The organism is Pseudooceanicola sp., from assembly GCF_041987405.1.
GTDB lineage: Bacteria > Pseudomonadota > Alphaproteobacteria > Rhodobacterales > Rhodobacteraceae > Pseudooceanicola.
This window is the reverse complement of sequence record NZ_JBHIWR010000003.1, coordinates 419602-433917: the sequence shown is the minus strand read 5'-3', so window position 1 is coordinate 433917 and position 14316 is coordinate 419602. Positions and strand designations below refer to the sequence as shown.

The window sequence follows — 14316 nt, the reverse complement described above, 5'->3', positions numbered from 1 at the left end:
GGATATGCGTGTATTCCTGGCGGGGCATAGCGGGATGGCAGGTGGTGCGATCCTGCGGCGCCTGCGGGCGCGCGGTGACGAGGTTCTGGTGCGGACGCATGCGGAACTGGATCTGACCAACCAGCTGGCCGTGCGACAATTCATGCGCGCGCAGAGACCCGACATGGTGATTGTCGCGGCCGGACGGCGCGGGGGCATAGCGGACCGGGCGGCGCATCCGTCGGAGTTTCTCTACGACAACCTGATGATCGCGGCGAACATCATCCACCAGGCCCACGGGGCAGGGGTGGAGCGTCTGCTCTATATCGGGTCGTCGGAGATCTATCCAAAGGCTGCGGGACAGCCGCTGAAGGAAGCCATGCTGATGACGGGCAGGCTGGATGCCACGAACCAGCCGGTGGCCATGGCCAAGCTGGCCGGGATTGCCCTGTGCGACGCCTATCGCCGTGAACATAACCGCGACTATCGTTGTGTCACGCCGACGAACCTCTACGGGCCCGAAGATGACTTTGATCCCGATACCGGCCATGTCATCCCGGCCCTCATCCAGCGCTGTCATGCCGCCGTGGCACGCGGCGACACACAGCTTTCGGTCTGGGGGACGGGCAAGCCGCTGCGCGATTTCCTATATGTCGAGGATCTTGCCGAGGCGGTGATGTTTGTCGCGGATCTGCCTCGAAAGACCTTTGAGGGGGCGATCGAGGCGGAGCTGGGGCAGCTCAACATCGGGTCGGGGCGCGACATCTCCATCCGCGATCTGTCGCGCGCTGTGGCGCGGGTCGTCGGGTTTTCAGGCAAGCTGACACTGGACACGACCAAGCCGGACGGGCCGTCGCGGATGCTGCTGGACAGCTCACGACTGGATCGGCTGGGCTGGGAGGCCTCCGTCCCCCTGGAGGAGGGGCTGCGGCGGACCTACGACTGGTTCCTGCAGCACCGCGATCGGGCCGCGTGACCTGGTGGGGCCGGGTCGGGGCCTCCCTTCTCAGCGCTTCGGATATCCCCTAGGATCGGCCCCGTCGCGACAGATGGGCGGGGAGGGCATGCCATGGCGGATGGATCCGGGAGAGTGACCAAGGTCACGACCAGCCATTGGGGCGCGTTCGAGGTCGACGTCGAAGGCGGGCGCATCGTCGCGACCCGGCCGTTTTCCGAAGATCCCGATCCCCCGGCGATCCCTTCGATCCTACCGGAGGCGGTGCATCACAGCAGCCGCGTGGCGCGCCCGTCGATCCGCCGGGGCTGGCTGGACAGCCGCAGGCGGGACGGGCGCGGAAGTGATGATTATGTCGCGCTGCCCTGGGACGAGGCGCTGGACATCGCGGCGGAAGAGATCGCGCGGGTCAAGGCCCGCCATGGCAACGAGGCGATCTACGGTGGCTCCTACGGCTGGGGCTCGGCCGGGCGCTTTCATCATGCGCAGAGCCAGGTGCATCGGTTCCTGAACAGCATCGGCGGCTATGTCGCCTCCTTCGGCAGCTATTCGACCGGCTGCGCACAGTCGATCATGCCGCATGTCTTCGGGGTGAATTTCCTGCAGCAGCTCTACGAGCATCAGGACGGCTGGGAGGTGATCCACGACCACACCGAAACGCTGGTGATGTTCGGGGGGATCAATCCCAAGAATTCGCAGGTCAGCATGGGCGGAATCACCGAACATGAGACCGCGGGCTGGTTCGACAGGTTTGCCGAGAAGGGCATGCGCCTAGTCAATATCGGCCCGCAGCGCACGGATGCACCCGAGGGGTGCGAATGGCTGTCGGTGCGCCCTGGGTCGGACACGGCCCTGATGCTGGCGCTAGCCCATGTGCTGGAGGCCGAGGGGCTGGCCGATCACGACTTTCTGGCGCGCTGCACGGTCGGGTTCGATCGTTTCCGCCCCTATCTGATGGGGGAAAGCGACGGGCAGCCGAAATCCCCGGAATGGGCGGCCCCGATCTGCGGGGTGGAGGCCGGGGCGATCCGCGATCTGGCCCGCCGCATGGCGGGGACGCGGACGCTGATCACCGTGGCCTGGTCCCTGCAACGGGCCGAACATGGCGAACAGCCCTACTGGATGTCGGCGGTCCTGGCGGCGATGCTGGGCCAGATCGGTCTGCCCGGGGGCGGCGTCGGTTACGGCTACGGGGCGATCGGGGGTGTCGGCAAGTCGCTGATCGGGCTGCGCGGTGTCACGCTGGACCAGGGGCAGAACCCGGTGTCGCGTGTCATCCCCGTGGCGCGGGTGGCGGATATGCTGCGCAACCCCGGGCAACTATACGATTTCAACGGGCGGCGTGAGCCTTACCCGGATATCCGGCTGGTCTACTGGGCCGGGGGCAACCCCTTCCACCATCATCAGGATCTCAACGCCCTGCACGAGGCCTGGCAGGCGCCGGAGACGATCATCGTCAACGAACCCTGGTGGACAGCGACCGCCAAGCGGGCGGATATCGTCTTTCCGGCGACCACCCCCTATGAGCGCGAAGACATCGGGCGGACGCCCCTCGACGATTACCTCTTCCACATGCCGCAACTGATCCCGCCCGTCGGCGAGGCGCGCGATGATTTCACCATCTTCGCCGGGCTGGCGGAGCGTCTGGGTGCGGGTGCGGCCTATACCGGCGGGATGAGTGCGGCGGAGTGGTTGCCTCACCTCTATCAGGACTATGTAGAACAAGCCGCGGCCCAGGAGATCGAGGTGCCCGATTTCGAGGGGTTGAAGGCACGGAACTGGGTACGCCTGCCGATCCGCTCGCCGGGGCCGAACCGGACCTTTCTGGCGCCCTTCCGCGACGATCCCCAGGCCGCGCCGCTCGGCACGCCCTCGGGCCGGATCGAGATCTTTTCCAACCGGATCGATGGCTTCGGATATGACGATTGCCCGGGCCATCCCGTCTGGCTGCCTCCCACTGAATGGCTGGGTCGCGCGACGGAGGAGACACCCTTGCATCTCGTTTCACCTCAGCCCGGCGACAAGCTGCACAGCCAGCTGGAAAGCGCCCTGGCCGACGTTCCCGGCGCACGTCCGGTGCAGCTGGTGATCCATCCCGATGATGCCGACGCACGAGGCCTCGAACCGGGCGATCTGGTGCGCGTGTTCAACCGCCGCGGCGCCTGCCGTGCGCGGGCGGTTCTGTCCGATGCGATCCGGCCGGGGGTCGTCGCCCTGCCGACGGGGGCCTGGTATGGCGACCCGGGCAGCAATATCGACCCCGACGGCAATCCCAATGTCCTGACGCAGGACGTGGGCACCTCGCGCCTGGGGCAGGGGAGCAGCGCCCATTCCGCTCTGGTCCAGGTCGCCCGGCAGGAGCCTTGATGTGCCATGGCACCCACGGATCCGTCCTACGCGGGAGAGGATTCCGCCGATCCCCAGGCGTTCGGATATCGGGTCTGACCCGCGATGTGGACAAGCGACGCATATTTCCGGCGCCTTTTCATGGGGTTGAGGTACTTGCCCCGTATCGAGGAGCCAAAGGCAATTTCGCCTTGTATTCCGAAGGTTTGCGCGGCTATACCCGTCGGCGGAGACGTGGCCGAGTGGTCGAAGGCGCTCCCCTGCTAAGGGAGTAGGCGGGAAACCGTCTCGAGGGTTCGAATCCCTTCGTCTCCGCCATCACGCCTTAATTTCTCTTCGGCTTCTGAAGCGTCTCGGGCTCTATCCACCATCCTTCCGATCAATGCAAAAAGTGATTGATCGCGATCTGTTGCGACGGCCAAATGACAGGTCCATCACCGGCGTGGCTATGTCGTGAGTTGGTTCGCAATGGATTTGAGATATTCCCTTGCACGAGAACCGGGCTTCGCGCGCTTGTCAGGTTTCGCCATGAAGATGAACGTTTCGCCGACAGCAAGTTGGTGACGCAGCCGGTCAATGGCGATGGCTGTGAGCTCGAGTTCGAGTATGTACTCTGTTGAACAAACTTCGGTCAGAGCGTTCGATGATCTCGTCGATTGTTCCAGATAGAGTACGAAAAAAAATGCTATTACCCTCTAGCATTCTAAGACCCATTGAGTTTCGGGTTCGGTGAGCCCGCAACAGTAGTGTAAACGAAACCGTCTGCACTTTCGCTGTAAATTCGGTGCTTGGCATGGGTGGCGGTCCTTCAGGATTTGGTCGATGCCGGGATCGTTCAGGCGGATTTCGTTCAGGCAGGTGCGGCCAGATGTTCCCGCCTCGCCAGTCGCCATCCCCAGAGCCCGGTCGCGAAGATCCCGATGTTTCCGGCTAGGTCCAGGAGCATCCAGGTGTTGAGGACCGGCTCGATCAGCCAGAACCAGATGTTGAAGGCGAAGAAAGGGACCGAACCCACCAGCCCGAAGATCAGGAAAGTCGTGGGGGTGAAGCGGGAGGTGGCGATGATCGTGCCGCAAAGGACTGCCTGCGCGCCGAAGCAGCCCATCAGGAAGCGCGCCTGTTCGGTCGCTGTCGCGAGTTCAGGGCGGAAGGTGACGCGCACCACCATGCCCGGGGCGAGAAGGCACCAGGCGCCCAAGAAAAGGAAGATCGCGGCAAGACAGATCTGGAGTGTTCTGGAGGTCATCTGGTTATGTCCTTGTTCATTATTGGGCTTGGGAGGGTGCGTTCCCGCCTTGAGGGGCGGCAACGGCGCGACGAAGGACCGGCACGGCGTCGGCGCGCGCGTCGCCAACAGTGCGGATCAGGAGAAATGCGTCACCCCCGGCGTAGTGCAGGTCCGGGTGCGGAACGATGGGCCGCCGGTCCGCGACGCGAAATCCGTGGCGAAGATAGAAGTCGATAGCACGTGTGTTCTGCTCGAAGCAGATGAGCGACATGCGTGGTATGGCGCGGGTGAAGGCTACGGCCTCGACGCAGTCGAGAAGCGCGGCTCCGATCCCGCGAGAGCGGAACGGGGCATGCACCGCGAGCCCGGAAATGTAGAGCGAGCCCGGATCCTCCAGCGACGCGTAGGGGGCGAGCACCGGATCGGTTTCCGGATCCTCGCCGCCCGCTTCCGGCATCTCGAAGGCGTGGGCCATGCCGACGATTTGACCGCCCTGCGTCGCGAGCAGGCAGTTCTGATAGGAAAAGGCGGTGTCTGTGCGGGCATAGCGTGCGGCACCGACCGCTGCGAGCGATGTGTCATCTGTGGCCAGCTTGCGCCAGATATAGGTCGCCAAGCCGTCCGACGAGATGAGGAAAAGGCCCGCGATTTCTGCGGCGTCCTTCTGTTCGGCACGCCGGATGTCGAATTCGAAATGCAATTCCATTGGCCTGACTAATCCTGTCTCTGCGAACGCCGTCCCGAGGCATCGGCGCCCAATACGCATTTGCGCATCAAGAAATTGTGGATCCAGGTGCCTGCGATCTCGTGCTCTTGCCGGGAGACGCAGGCAAAATCGGCTCGCTCGAACACCCGGCGGGCCAGTTCGCTGGCGTCGGACCATACGCTGCAAATCCCCGCATCCCGAGCGTGTTCCAGCAGCTCTTTCACAAGGGCTGCGCCGATGCCACGACCGGCGTGATCGGGGTCCACATAGAGAAACCGAATGTGGCCGGTGTCGGTCAGATCCGCGAATGCGATCGGCCCACTCGCTACGTCGGCGGCGACCATGGCGTGCCGACCATCGCTGTAGATCTGGTGCAACGTCGCGGCGTCCGGTGCGAGGGATAACCACGCTGCGACCTGATCGGGCCGGTAGGCGTGCGGCCCGAGGTGAATCACGGCCTTGCGACAAATCGCAGAGAGGGCTTCTGCGTCGGAGCTTTCGTAGAGTCGTAGCGTCAGTCCGGATGTCATCGCGGTTGCCTTAATAATGCGTGGAGCGGCGGAAAACCCGCCACTTGGATCATGCCGCGCGTTTTGACGCCGCGGCATGTGAAAAGCGCAGGGCTTCGGTCAGTGGCTGCGTTCAAACAGTCGAACGCCCCAGTGGCCTCACACAATTCGACTGTCATGGCTCTGGTCCTATCACCGGGGTCTGCGGACCATCGCGGTCAGCGGTGGACAGTCGGCGGCCCTGATCTCTGCCGTCGCCTCGAACCCGTGCCGGGCATAGAGCGCGCGATTGCGCGCGGTCGTCGCCTCGAGATAGGCCGGCACGCCGGTGCGGTCGCAGATCTCCAGCACGGGACGGAGAAGTGCGCCCCCATGACCCCGGCCCTGCATCTCGGGCTGCGTGCCGAGGACCGGCAGGTACCAGTGCGGTTCCACCGGGTGATGCGCGCCCATCTCTTCGAGAACGGCGAAGACGTCGGCTTGGCGGTGCGCCGGGATGGATCGTTCGATGAGAGCCCCCAAGGCGGCCTCATCCGGTTCGGAGCCAGGCTGAATCCAGAGCGCGGCGGCAGCGGCGTTGAGGCCCAGGGTTCCCTCCGTAAAGGCGGGCGCGCCGAGGGCGGCGGCGAAATCGGGGAAGTACCGCTGGTAATCCGCGTTACTCGGGTAGAGCCAGCGGACGGGAGGATCCTGTTCGAATGCCCTTTGAATAATCGTAAGTGCCTGATCGGCGGGCGTGCGGGAGGCCGTCTTTGCGGGCGGCGACAGTGTGGCCAGAGTTGCGTGTGTCATTGTCTTGTCCTTTGATTGTTTTGCGCCTCGTGGCGGTTGAGGGTGCCGGGCAGCGTCGGCACCCCATGGGGTCAGAGGCGGTTCAAGGCATGCGGGCGCCGACGCCTGCGGGAAGGGCCAGTGCGGTGGTCGCCGCAAGAACGGCAGTCAGGGTCAGTCGGAAGGTCATAATACGGTCCTTTCTGGAAATAGGTTTGGAGCCACCGCCCGGGTACGGCCCGGGCGAAGCAAGTCCGGTGTCGGGTCAGGCGGCGTGGGACCCCACGCAGCAATCAGCCATCGCCTCTACGTGGCGGTGGTCGGTGCCACAGCAGCCGCCCAGAACCGTGAGGTTGGGCAGCAGGCGGCGCAGCCGGGCATAGTCGCGACCCAGCTCGGCCGGGTTGCCAGCGTCGAGTTCCTCGGCCTCGTCCAGCTCTGCATGGCTGAGGCGGGAGGCATTCGCGCGCACGCCGCCGATCCGCTTCAGCCAACCGTTCCCGGATTCGAGCGCTTCGCGGAAGTGGTCGGGATGGGCGCAGTTGACCATGAAGTAGGCTGCGGCGCAGTCCGTGCGTGCATCCGTCTCCTCGAACGCACGGCCAAGCGGGGTGCCATCGGGCAGATGCCCATCGGTTTCCACTGTATAGGCCACGACGACCGGCATCCCGGCCTTCTTTGCGGCGCGGATCACGCCAACGCCTTCGGCCACTGTCGAGAGCGTCACAGCGGTTACCATGTCCGCGTCGGTCTGTGCGAACCAGCCGATCTGTTCGCCGTGACAGTCCTCGGCTTCGGCGGCCGTCATGGCGGTATCCGGCTGGTAGCCGTCGCCGCGCGGACCGATATTGCCCGAGATGACCATCGGCCGGACCGACCCGGCCGCCCCGCGCAGGTCGGACAGAAAGCCGATCGCGGCGCGATTGACCCGCGCCAGATCCTCGGGGCTGTGCCCGAGCTGTGCGCCCCAGGCACGGCTGGCGCGCCAGGTTGGCGCTTCCAGCAGGAAGCCGGTGCCGTGATCGGCGGCGATGCTGATGTGGCGGCGATAGTAACGCGCCAGGGTCTCGCGCCCCTCGGGCGTTTCCATCAACGGATAGGCGGCGAAGGCTGGCAGATCGAGGCCGTCGTGGAAGATCAGCGTCGTTTCAAGCCCGGAATCGGTCAGCAGCATCGTGTTGTCGAGCTGGGGAAGGTTATTGCGGTAGGTCGCCATGTGGGTCACCATAGAGTCAGATTTTGAGGAAACTTCGCAGGTCGCGGCGGGAGACCGGTCACCTCGTCGAGGGGATCGATCCGCGGCAGCCCGAAAACGCGTGTGATCAGGCCGAGAACGAAATTCGGCTTTGATGGTCCGGACATTTGGCCGGACCTCGGGATTGCATTGGATTGGGTCATGTGTCGGTTCTTCTGAATTTGTCTGATGAGACGGCTTCTGCCCGGTCTTCGTGAATTCACCCGGGGGCCCATGCGTGAAAGGTGCGTGAAAGATGAGTCTCCGGGTCGAATGTCTGGGCGGTTTCGCGATGACGCGGGACGGTGAAAAGGTTCAGCTGAGCGCACGAAAACCTCGGATTATGGCTGGGCTTCTGGCGGTAGCACGGCACCGGTCGATGCCGCGTCAGCGGCTGGCCGCGCTGCTGTGGGAGGATAGCGACGCCGAACAGGCCCGGGTCAGCCTGCGCCAGGCGCTGGCACAGATGCGGCGCGCCGGGGGCGATGGCTGGATTGAGGCGGAGGGCGAGGAGTTGCGCCTTGGGGCGGACGTCTCTACCGATCTGGACGCGTTTCAGGAGGCCCTGGCGCGCAATGATCCGGCAGAGGCGGCGCGCCTCTATCGCGGGCCGTTTCTGGAAGGCCTCGAGGCTAATGCGTCAGACCTTGCGCAGGCCATCGCGGAGCATCGCGCGCGGTTCACAACCCTCGCGACTGAAGCGCTGTCGCGGGAGCTGGATCGCTTGGGCGATAAACCGGAAGCCGCGGCGCTGGCGCATCGGATGCTGGGGCTGGACCCGCTGAACGAAGCGGCGCATCGGCGACTGATGCAGCTGGACGCGGCGCGCGGCATGCGGGGGGCGGTGCGGACAAGGTATGAAACGCTGGAAGCCGCATTGCGGCGCGACCTTGGCGCAGCACCTGCGACCGAGACGCGCGCGCTCTATGACCGGCTGCGCCGGGGGGGCGGTGCTGCGGCCAGTAAACCAGAAACGGACACAGTGCCCGACATGGGGGAGGCGGCAACGCCGGGCACGGCCTTCCTCCTCGTCTGCATGGAGGCCGAAGGCACGGCCGATCTTGCCTGGCTGCGGGACAGGGCGGTTGCCGACGGTGCGGCAGAGCTGGAGGCGGGGCCGGGCGAGGTGGCGTTCCTCTTCACTGATCGGGCTTTGCGCGACGTGTCGAACACGGCTCTGCAACTGGCCGAGGGGGCGGGCGAGGCGCTGTCTTTTGGCCTGACCGCTCAGGGCATTGACGCGCAGGCAGCATCCCGGTCCCTCGTTCAGGCGCGGCGGATTGCGGCGATGGCTGCACCCGGTGAGGTACTCGTGCCCCCGGACCTGGCGCCGCGTCTCGGTCTGGCGGTCGAGGCGGGCCAACGCGCCGTCGCCTTGCAACCGGGTGCCACGCGCAAGCGTCCTGATCTGCCCCTCATCGGGCGGGACACGGAATTGGCCCAGATCAAAGCCGCGATCGCGACGGCGCAGGCGGCAGGAACGGGCCTGACGATTCACCTGGCCGGGGAGGCAGGGATTGGCAAGAGCCGCCTGACCACGGAAATCGTTCACAGTGTCGGCCAATCCGGAATGACCATCGTGACTGCGGGGTTCGAGGCGTTCTCTCCCGGGGCGCGCCACCTGGCCCAGAGGATCATGGCCGCGCTTCCGGACCTACCGGAGCCTGTCGAAGTGTCCTCGATCGATCGGGCGGTCTGGTCGTGGCTGCGCGATGCGGAGCCGGCCAAGGACGTGGAACTGCGGATGAGCGCGCTGTCGCCCGAGGCACAGCAGGCCCGGATCGTGGACGTCCTGGCCGCCGCGCTGGCCCGCGCGGCGCAGCCCTCGGGTCTGCTTGTCGTGATCGAGGATTGTCACTGGCGGCCCATGGGCGCGGGCGATTTCATCCTCGATCTGGTCGGGCAGCTTCAAGACAGTCGCACCGTTCTTCTGCTGACTGAACGGCCGGGACCTCGCAGCCTTGAGAATCGGCTTGCCGTGCGGGCGCGGTCGGGTCTGGTGCGGGTCACCCTGCCGCCGCTGCCCGACGCAATGGCGCGCGATCTGGTCCGTGCCGTGGCCCCTGATATCGCCGCCCCCGAGGCGGCTATCGAACGCGCCGCCGGGCATCCGCTTTTCCTGATCCGCCTGCTCGAAGCGAAATGGAGCGACGGCTCTCTCCCAGCGAGTGTTGCCGAACTGGTGCAGGAACAGGTTGAACGTCTGCCCGAGGTCGAGCGGAACGGATTGCGGCAGGCCGCGATCCTCGGTGTCAGTTTCGACCGTGCGGACGCCGCCGCGATCTTTCCCGACACTGCAAGGCTGCGGTCCAGCGGAGACCTGTTGCACGAGACGGAAACCGGGTTGGCCTTCGGTCACGACCTTGTCCACCTGGCGATCTACGAGGCCATTCCCGAGGAGACGCGGCAGGATTGGCACGCGCGCGCGGCGGCCCATTTCCGCGGAGTATCGCCGTTCAGCTGGGCAGATCACGCATTGCGGGCAACGGATGACATCGATGTCGGCCGTGCGACTGTGGCGGCGGCGAACGCCATGGTTGCCGCGCGTCGCTTCTCTGCCGCCTTCCCCTATATTGAGGCCGGCCTGGCCCGTGACGGCGATCCCGAGGATCATGCCGAATTGCACTCCTGCCGCGCCAGCATCCGCCGGACACGCGGCGACATGGCCGGAGCGCTGGAGGACTACCGCACCGCTCATGCCCTCGCCACGCGCGCGGAGACGCGTGTCGGCATGCTGACCCGTCAGGCGCTGGTTCTGCATCGGCTTGGCCGCGGGGACGAGGCCGACCGGGCGCTGGACGCGGCCGAGGAAATTGCCGATTCCGTCGGGCTATCCGGTCCGGCCCGGGCGGAAATCTACGAACAACGTGGGAACCGTGCCTTCGTGCAGGGCGATCATGCCGCCTGCATGGCACATCACACTGCCGCCCTCGCCGTGGCCGAGGCTTCGGGTGATCCGCGCGGCATTGCCCGTGGTCATGGTGGCCTCGGCGACGCGGCCTACGCGGCCGGGCGGTTCGCAACCGCCTATGGACACTTCACCAAAGCCATCGAAGCTGCCGAAAAGGCAGGTCTGGGACTCGTCCGGGAAGAGTACATGTTCATGCGGGCCTTTTCGCTGTTCTTCGCCGACCCCGGACCGAAGGCGTTTCTTCTGGCCGATGTCGCGGTCGACAGCGCGGTGCAATGTGGCGCCGCCCGGACGGAATTGATCGCCCGCGAAATACGCGCGGAAATGCGCACCGCTAACGGCGACCTGCAGGGGCTGGAGGAAGACCTCACCGCGATCTCGAAGCTCGCCACTGCGAAGGGGGAAACCCGGTTCATGAAGGATGTGCAGACGCTTTACGCCTATCTGCACATGCGCAGGGGAGACCTGGAGGTGGCGCGCAACTACATCGCGCCGTATCTCGAAGACGCCTGCTCCGACGCCTATATCGGCGGTAAAATACTGGGCCTTGCGGCCTTGCTGGCAGAGGACCGAGAGACACGGGATACCTGGATCGCGAAAGGCAGGGAATGCCTGGCGCGCGGTTCTCTTGCCCATTCCGTCTTCTCGTATCACGCCAGCGTCCTGGAACGTGCCGTGATGGACCGCGACCACGCCCTGGCTCAGGAGGAGATCGACGCGATGAAGGCCTTCGCGGCAGAAGAGCCGATCGGGATCGTGTCACTCTACATCCGCACGGCAGAGCTTGTCCTGTGGCCCTCATCTGAGCAGGATCGCCATAGCCACGCGCAGGTCGTCAGGGCCGCAGGTCTCGAGGATTGCGCATTGATCCTGCTCAACCCGCAACAGGACTACGCCAGACCCTGACCGCCGCAAGACGCGTGATGGTGACGCGGCAGCATCGCCGGACGTCGGACCAAGGCGTGTCTATATTACCGCGGCCTCTTCCCTCAGCAGACTGCTCGCAAGACTGTCGCCCGGCCAGCGCCGGAGGTGATGGTGCAACGCCGGACCGGGGAGGCGTTCCCCCAGTATAGCCAGATGCGACTTTTCCCTGTCGGTCGCGGGGAGCCATGCAAGCAGGCGGTTGGCCGCGCGTCCCATCGCCGGGTCGCTGTCCTTCAGGGCATGTGCCATCACGATATGCGCCATCACGAAGCACGGCGCCAGTCGCAGCGCCACTCCGCAGCCTTTCACGGCGTCTTCGGGCGCCGAATGCAACAATCCGATCGCGCGGTCGAGATGCGCGACGCTGCCATGCGTGGCCCCGGACAGGGGCCAGCCATCGGGGCCGCAGACCGCGCGCTCAACAGCTGGATAGCCCATCGCTACACCTCCGCACCGCAAATAAGAATCTGCAGGCTGCCCACGCCTGAACGTTCCTGGCGGAGATCGACACTTCGCGACATCTGACGGCGTCGCGCCCGCCAGTCGCGATGGCCGTATTCTGCGAGTTGAAAACCTCGCTTTCTTTCTGCGCGGAATGAGCGGATGCGGCGCGTCGGCGAAAGGAGAGCCGAGAGTTTTCCCGGTTGTTCGATATGCTGGATCATGGAGAGCTCGCCAAGACATTGGAAAAAGATGACAAGGTCGTTTCCCAAGTCGCGGTGAATTCCGGACGGGTCACCGCGTGAAATACTCGTGAAAATTTTCGGCCGTGCTGTCATGGCGGCCAGCAACTGTCTGGAACCCGCACTGAGGTTTCCGCGACAGCGATTTCCTTCGCCACCTGTTCGAAATGACTGTCACGCTGTGCAACACGTGGGCCGAAAGTCCTGTTCCGGCTGTGAGGCGAGGGTGCGAAGGGCGAAACAATACGCGGGCGTGCTACGGGCAAGCCCCACCTGCAACCGATGCTCTTGGCAGAGCAGAAGACTTACCGGTTCACGACGATGCGTCGAGCGCGTCTCGGTAGTCGTTCCATCCCGCATCCACGGACGAGGGCGTGTCCCGCCATTGCGTCAGAGGCCCGCCAGTGACCGGGTCGGTCGCCGGTATCGGCAGGGACATGATCAGCTTGGCAGCGGCGCGAAAGTCTTCGGCACTCAGGAATTCCTCCTGGATATTGTCCCAATCGCGGCCCTCGGGGTACCCGCCGACTACCATGACGTCATCGGAATTGCCGACCATGGCGTGGGAGACACCTGCGGGCATCACCACCACGTCGCCGGCCTCTACCCGGACCCGCTGGCCGCCTTTTCCGAACAGTTCCAACTCCATCCAGCCCGTCGCGACCCCCAGGCATTCATGGCTGGTCGAATGGAAGTGGTGATAGAGATAGATCCCGGGATACTGCCAGTTGTTGAGCCATCCGCTCTGCCGGAAGCGATCAATGAGGGCTTCGGTGCCGCCCCCCGGAACGCCGTTGCGGTGGATGAGCAAGGGGAAGCGGCTGTTGGGCACGCGTCCGTTCGGCCGTGATGTCAGTTCTTCTATGTGTCCGGACATGGCGATCCTCCTTCGCTGCGACACACGCGGTGAAAAAAAAGGGGCGGCCTGCGCCGCCCCCTTTCGGATCAGTTCCCGCCCCAGGCGCCGGGATAGTTCTCCATCTCCTCGCAGCCGCACATTGCGTAGTGCAGCGGCGGCATCGCGGGGTTCACGAAGTCGTCGAGGTTCTCCTGGGTGATGGCGGGCTGCGGCAGCACCCACTCCGGTCCGGGCACCGCTTCGCCTGCGATCACGCGCGCGGCCGCGATGACCGCGGTCCGCCACTGGTAGGTCGGGTAGGTCGGCGCGATGGCCGTCATGCCCTCATCCTGCCATTTCCGCAGGAAGTCCTGCTGGTCCTCGCCCACGAATACCGGGATGTCGTAGCCGGAGTCTTCGAATGCCTCGATGGCCGCAACCGCCGTGGCGCCCGCATCCATCCACACGGCGTCGATCTGGCCACGCTGCAGGTAGTCCTCGACGATCGACTTGGTCTTGGCGTTGTCGCCGTCGGTAAACTCGGCCCCGACGACGTTCATGCCTGCGTCGTCCAGGATGCGGCGCCCGGCCGAATAGCGGGTTTCCAGCACATCGACCCCCGGAAGGATGCGCAGCATGAGCACGTTGGCGCCTTCATCGACGTTGTCGACGATGAACTCCGCACCCTGAATGCCGAAGCCGTAGCCGCCGACGGGGTGGACGAAGGTCACGGGGCAGTCGGTGTTGACGCCACGGTCGAACACGATGACCGGCATCGCTTCGCAGGCCCGCTCGACAGCAGGTGTCAGGGCGGCAGTGGTGTTGGGCGACACGATCATCACGTCGCAATCGCCCCCGGCCAGCAGATCGTCGATGTCCGCGATCTGCTTGTCGTCGGACCCTTCGGCATCGACATGGATGAATTCGCCGATCGAGTCGTGGTTGGCGACCTCTTCGGTCATGTTGGTGTAACCCACGACGCGCCAGGGGTTGTTCACACCGGCGTTCGAGAAGCAGACGGTGGCCGGCCCCTCGACCCCGAGATCGGCCGTCTCGACCATCCCGTCGCCGATATGCTGCAGCCAGGGCTGGCCTTCGGGGCCCATGGCTTCAGCCTGAAGCTGTTCCTGCTGTTTCGCGAATTCCGCCGGGTCGTTGAAGTTCTGGGCGTGAAGCGGCAGGGCGCTGAGGGCCAGCGCGCTGGTCGCGATAATGATATGTCTCATTTC

General features: G+C 65.1%; 12 protein-coding genes and 1 tRNA gene. 4 read left to right on the top strand and 9 right to left on the bottom strand.

Features of this window, described 5'->3' with window-relative positions; translation table 11 throughout:
• The first annotated feature begins 4 nt into the window (after positions 1-4).
• The 3 genes from ACFC2Y_RS10125 to ACFC2Y_RS10115 all read left to right on the top strand — a co-directional run bounded on the left by ACFC2Y_RS10125 (position 5) and on the right by ACFC2Y_RS10115 (position 3598).
• Positions 5-955 (top strand): GDP-L-fucose synthase family protein, encoded by a 951-nt coding sequence (locus tag ACFC2Y_RS10125; RefSeq protein ID WP_375174610.1) that lies wholly within the window; start codon positions 5-7, stop codon positions 953-955.
• Positions 956-1048: 93 nt separating this feature from the next.
• Positions 1049-3301, top strand: a complete 2253-nt coding sequence (locus ACFC2Y_RS10120; protein WP_375174611.1) for a molybdopterin-dependent oxidoreductase — start codon at positions 1049-1051, stop codon at positions 3299-3301.
• Between the two features lie 207 nt (positions 3302-3508).
• Positions 3509-3598, top strand: a tRNA-Ser gene (locus ACFC2Y_RS10115).
• Between the two features lie 532 nt (positions 3599-4130).
• On the opposite strand, the gene ACFC2Y_RS10110 is transcribed toward ACFC2Y_RS10115, so the two are convergent.
• The 5 genes from ACFC2Y_RS10110 to ACFC2Y_RS10090 form a co-directional block, all read right to left on the bottom strand.
• Positions 4131-4526 carry a hypothetical protein gene (locus ACFC2Y_RS10110; RefSeq protein ID WP_375174612.1) on the bottom strand — a complete coding sequence of 132 codons (396 nt, stop codon included), beginning with the start codon at positions 4524-4526 and terminating at the stop codon, positions 4131-4133.
• A gap of 19 nt (positions 4527-4545) precedes the next feature.
• Positions 4546-5214, bottom strand: a complete 669-nt coding sequence (locus ACFC2Y_RS10105) for a GNAT family N-acetyltransferase (protein WP_375174613.1) — start codon at positions 5212-5214, stop codon at positions 4546-4548.
• Between the two features lie 8 nt (positions 5215-5222).
• Positions 5223-5744 (bottom strand): GNAT family N-acetyltransferase, encoded by a 522-nt coding sequence (locus ACFC2Y_RS10100; RefSeq protein WP_375174614.1) that lies wholly within the window; start codon positions 5742-5744, stop codon positions 5223-5225.
• A gap of 171 nt (positions 5745-5915) precedes the next feature.
• Positions 5916-6515, bottom strand: coding sequence for a GNAT family N-acetyltransferase (locus ACFC2Y_RS10095; RefSeq protein ID WP_375174615.1), 600 nt, complete (start codon positions 6513-6515; stop codon positions 5916-5918).
• Between the two features lie 244 nt (positions 6516-6759).
• A complete protein-coding gene (locus ACFC2Y_RS10090; RefSeq protein WP_375174616.1) occupies positions 6760-7710 on the bottom strand; it encodes a homocysteine S-methyltransferase family protein in 951 nt (316 codons plus the stop codon).
• A gap of 361 nt (positions 7711-8071) precedes the next feature.
• On the opposite strand from ACFC2Y_RS10090, the gene ACFC2Y_RS10085 reads away from it, so the two are divergent.
• A complete protein-coding gene (locus ACFC2Y_RS10085) occupies positions 8072-11545 on the top strand; it encodes an AAA family ATPase (RefSeq protein ID WP_375174617.1) in 3474 nt (1157 codons plus the stop codon).
• A 60-nt stretch (positions 11546-11605) separates the two neighbouring features.
• Here ACFC2Y_RS10085 and ACFC2Y_RS10080 read toward each other — a convergent pair whose 3' ends face one another.
• The 4 genes from ACFC2Y_RS10080 to ACFC2Y_RS10065 form a co-directional block, all read right to left on the bottom strand.
• Positions 11606-12004, bottom strand: coding sequence for a hypothetical protein (locus ACFC2Y_RS10080; protein ID WP_375174618.1), 399 nt, complete (start codon positions 12002-12004; stop codon positions 11606-11608).
• A 2-nt stretch (positions 12005-12006) separates the two neighbouring features.
• On the bottom strand, positions 12007-12231 hold the full coding sequence (locus tag ACFC2Y_RS10075; RefSeq protein ID WP_375174619.1) for a hypothetical protein: 225 nt from the start codon (positions 12229-12231) through the stop codon (positions 12007-12009).
• A gap of 331 nt (positions 12232-12562) precedes the next feature.
• Positions 12563-13126, bottom strand: a complete 564-nt coding sequence (locus tag ACFC2Y_RS10070; protein ID WP_375174620.1) for a cupin domain-containing protein — start codon at positions 13124-13126, stop codon at positions 12563-12565.
• A gap of 68 nt (positions 13127-13194) precedes the next feature.
• Positions 13195-14313, bottom strand: coding sequence for a substrate-binding domain-containing protein (locus ACFC2Y_RS10065; protein ID WP_375174621.1), 1119 nt, complete (start codon positions 14311-14313; stop codon positions 13195-13197).
• Positions 14314-14316: the final 3 nt, after the last annotated feature.

Bases quoted from the DNA above. Each gene is read 5' to 3' on its own strand.
- ACFC2Y_RS10125 (WP_375174610.1), top strand. From the start codon at position 5: ATGCGTGTATTCCTGGCGGGGCATAGCGGGATGGCAGGTGGTGCGATC.
- ACFC2Y_RS10120 (WP_375174611.1), top strand. From the start codon at position 1,049: ATGGCGGATGGATCCGGGAGAGTGACCAAGGTCACGACCAGCCATTGG.
- ACFC2Y_RS10110 (WP_375174612.1), bottom strand. From the start codon at position 4,526: ATGACCTCCAGAACACTCCAGATCTGTCTTGCCGCGATCTTCCTTTTC.
- ACFC2Y_RS10105 (WP_375174613.1), bottom strand. From the start codon at position 5,214: ATGGAATTGCATTTCGAATTCGACATCCGGCGTGCCGAACAGAAGGAC.
- ACFC2Y_RS10100 (WP_375174614.1), bottom strand. From the start codon at position 5,744: ATGACATCCGGACTGACGCTACGACTCTACGAAAGCTCCGACGCAGAA.
- ACFC2Y_RS10095 (WP_375174615.1), bottom strand. From the start codon at position 6,515: ATGACACACGCAACTCTGGCCACACTGTCGCCGCCCGCAAAGACGGCC.
- ACFC2Y_RS10090 (WP_375174616.1), bottom strand. From the start codon at position 7,710: ATGGCGACCTACCGCAATAACCTTCCCCAGCTCGACAACACGATGCTG.
- ACFC2Y_RS10085 (WP_375174617.1), top strand. From the start codon at position 8,072: ATGGCTGGGCTTCTGGCGGTAGCACGGCACCGGTCGATGCCGCGTCAG.
- ACFC2Y_RS10080 (WP_375174618.1), bottom strand. From the start codon at position 12,004: ATGGGCTATCCAGCTGTTGAGCGCGCGGTCTGCGGCCCCGATGGCTGG.
- ACFC2Y_RS10075 (WP_375174619.1), bottom strand. From the start codon at position 12,231: ATGATCCAGCATATCGAACAACCGGGAAAACTCTCGGCTCTCCTTTCG.
- ACFC2Y_RS10070 (WP_375174620.1), bottom strand. From the start codon at position 13,126: ATGTCCGGACACATAGAAGAACTGACATCACGGCCGAACGGACGCGTG.
- ACFC2Y_RS10065 (WP_375174621.1), bottom strand. From the start codon at position 14,313: ATGAGACATATCATTATCGCGACCAGCGCGCTGGCCCTCAGCGCCCTG.